The sequence below is a fragment of the uncultured Serinicoccus sp. genome (genome assembly GCF_947487915.1).
Lineage (GTDB): Bacteria > Actinomycetota > Actinomycetes > Actinomycetales > Dermatophilaceae > Ornithinicoccus.
In genome coordinates, this window is sequence record NZ_CANKYH010000024.1 from 1 (window position 1) to 2918 (window position 2918).

The window sequence follows — 2918 nt, forward strand, 5'->3', positions numbered from 1 at the left end:
CGGTATTCGACGGCGTCTCCGGCTACGGCCGCGTCGGCTGACCCCAGCCCCACCCCGGCGAGTCCGCTCCCGCCCCGACGACAGCCCCGGCCGCACCTCGTGTGCGGACCGGGGCTTCGTCATACCCGGGGAGGCCGGGCGCGCGCGCACGGCCCGGGCTGGCTACCGTGGGACCGGTCGCCGTGGCGGCGTCACCGAGTCCCGATCCAGGAGGTCCCCGTGCAGGTCGAGGGTGCGCGGTGCTGGCTGGTCGGGGCGTCCAGCGGCCTGGGGGCGGCGCTGGCTCGTGCATTGGACGAGGCCGGGGCCGAGGTGGTCGTCAGCGCCCGCCGCGAGGAGCGGCTGCGCGAGCTGTCCGAGGGCACGGGGATGCGCCCGGTCGCCGTCGACGTGACCGACGCCGACAGTGTGCGCACGGCCTACGACGGGGTGCTGGCCGAGCTCGGCGGTCTCGACCTCGTCGTCTACTGCGCGGGGACGTGGCAGGTGTCGGACGTGGGGGAGTGGGACCAGGAGTCGTTCGTGCAGCACGTGCGCACCAACCTGCTGGGCCTGGGCCAGTGCCTCGACGTCACCCTGCCGACCCTGCGGGCCCAGGGCGGCGGCACCGTCGTCGGGATCGCCTCGGTGGCCGCCTACCGGGGGGTCCCGGGTGCCGACTACTACGGGCCCACCAAGGCGGCGGCGGTCAACCTGCTGGAGGCCCTGCGTGCCTCCCTGCGCGGCGACGGGGTGCGGGTGATGTCGGTGCTGCCGGGCTTCGTGCGCAGCGAGATGACGGACTCGGCCGACTTCCCGCAACCTTTCAAGATCACCGCCGAGGACGCGGCCGCGCGGATCCTGCGCGGGCTGGCCCGGGACCGGTCGGTGCTCGTCTTCCCCCGTCGGATGCGGGTGCTCATGACGGGCGCCCGCCTCGTGCCGGCGGGGCTGTGGCCACGCCTCACCCCGGTGCTGCGCCAACCCTGGGTCAGGCGACTGTGACGGCGGCGCCCGGGCGCTCGCGCGGGAGTGCTGCCGGCGACGCGCGCGGTCTCGTGCTGGTGACCGGCGGGTCCAGCGGCATCGGGCTGGCCACCTCCCTGGCGCTCGCCAGGCGGGGCACGCCGCTCGTGCTCCTCGCCCGGTCCGCCCCGGCGCTCGCGGAGGCGGCCCGGCAGTGCCGCGCCGCGGGTTCCCCGTCGGTCGGCACCGTCGTCTGCGACGTCACCGACCGGGCCGCGGTGGAGGAGGCGTTCGCGCAGGCGGGACCGGTCGAGGCCGTCGTCCAGGCGGCCGGGGTCATCGCCTACGCCGAGTTCCGCGAGCTGCCCGCGGAGCACCTGGACCGGGTGCTGGAGGTGACGCTGCTCGGTGCCGCCAACGTCATGCGGTCGGCGCTGCACCACTTCCACGCACGGGGTTCCCGTGGCGATCTGGTCGTGGTCGGCTCGCTGCTGGGTCGGGTCGTCACCCCCTACATGTCGAGCTACATCACGGCCAAGTGGGCTCTGCACGGCCTGGTCCGGACCGTGCAGGTGGAGCAGCGCCGGCACCGCCACCTCCGGGTCAGCCTGGTGGCGCCGGGGCCGGTGGACACCCCCATCTACGAGCACGCCGCCAGCCGCCTGCCCCTGGGGCGTCGTCCCCCGCTCCCGGTCGACAGCCCGGAGTCCGTGGCCAAGGCCGTGCTGTCCTGCCTGGACCGGCCCCGCCGGACGAAGATGGTGGGCACGTTGGGACCGTGGGTGGCCCTCGGCTTCACGGTGGCCCCCGGCCTCTACGACGCCATCGTCACCCGGGTCTTCCACGCGGTCGCGATGACCCGCACGCCCGCCGAACGCAGCGAGGGCAACCTCTTCTCCCCCGTCGAGGGCGAGCAGGTGCACGGCGGGTGGGTGCGGCCCGGGAGGCCGCTGGACCGGGTCCGCGCCGGTCGCGTGCCGCCCCGCCACGGCCGGGCCGCCCGGTACCTGGAGGACGAGTGCGCGCCCTGATCACCGGCGCCTCCAGCGGGGTGGGCCGGGCCACCGCGCACCAGCTCGCGGACGCGGGCTGGGACCTGCACCTGGCCTCGCGCAGCCCTGGCCCGCTGGAGGACGCCGCCGCGGAGTGCCGGGGCCGCGGTGCCGGCGAGGTGACCGTGCACGTCTGCGACGTCGCGGACCGCTCGGCGGTCGCCGAGCTCCTGGCGGGTATGCCGCCACCGGACGCCGTCGTCCATGCGCCCGCCGTGCTGGCCTACGGCCGGTTCGAGGACGTCCCGGCGGACGTCTTCGACGCCGCCGTCCGGACCACCCTGAACGGCACCGCGCACGTGGCGCAGGAGGCCTTGCGGGCCTTCGCCCGGGCGGGGGACGCGGGGCACCTGGTGCTCGTCGGGTCTCTCCTCGGCGAGGTCCCGGTGCCCACGATGTCGTCCTACTGCACCGCCAAGTGGGGGGTCCACGGGCTCGCCCGGTGCCTGCAGGTGGAGACCCGGTCCCTGCCGCAGGTGCACGTGAGCCTGGTCGGGCTGGGTGCCGTCCGCACCCCGGTCTACGTGCAGGCCGGCACCTACCAGGGGCGGCGCGGTCGCCCCGCCCCGCCCTCGGTGTCGACGGAGCACGCGGCCCGGAGGGTGGTCCGGGTCCTCGCCCGCCCGCGCCGGCTGAGGCGCGTGGGCGTGCTGACCGCACCCACCGCGTGGGGTCACCGCTGGGCGCCCTGGGCCTACGACGCCATGATCACCCCGTTGTTCGGGGCGTTCGGCCTCGAGCCCGACGTCGACCACGGCCGGGACGGGCCGGGCAACGTGCTCGCCCCGACGCCCGAGGGCGAGGCCGTCGACCACCACTACCGCTGACGGGTGGTCGGGCCGAGGCTCACTGGTGGACTTTGGGGGCAGACAGGAGTAGGTCTCTTGTCTGCACCCCGGGTCCACCGGGTCACTGCCGGGC

At 75.9% G+C, this 2918-nt stretch carries 3 protein-coding genes; all 3 read left to right on the plus strand.

Annotation, left to right across the window (positions count from 1 at the left end; all coding sequences use genetic code 11):
- Window positions 1–219 precede the first annotated feature (219 nt).
- From Q0795_RS17025 to Q0795_RS17035, 3 genes are read left to right on the plus strand one after another with little or no spacing between them, the layout of a single operon-like run.
- Window positions 220–984, plus strand: coding sequence for an SDR family NAD(P)-dependent oxidoreductase (locus tag Q0795_RS17025; RefSeq protein ID WP_298891731.1), 765 nt, complete (start codon window positions 220–222; stop codon window positions 982–984).
- Window positions 981–1976 carry an SDR family NAD(P)-dependent oxidoreductase gene (locus Q0795_RS17030; protein WP_298891733.1) on the plus strand — a complete coding sequence of 332 codons (996 nt, stop codon included), beginning with the start codon at window positions 981–983 and terminating at the stop codon, window positions 1974–1976. Before Q0795_RS17025 ends, Q0795_RS17030 begins: the two co-directional genes overlap by 4 nt.
- Window positions 1964–2824: an SDR family NAD(P)-dependent oxidoreductase gene (locus Q0795_RS17035; protein WP_298891735.1), complete on the plus strand. Its 861-nt coding sequence runs from the start codon at window positions 1964–1966 to the stop codon at window positions 2822–2824. Before Q0795_RS17030 ends, Q0795_RS17035 begins: the two co-directional genes overlap by 13 nt.
- The last annotated feature ends 94 nt before the right edge of the window (window positions 2825–2918 follow it).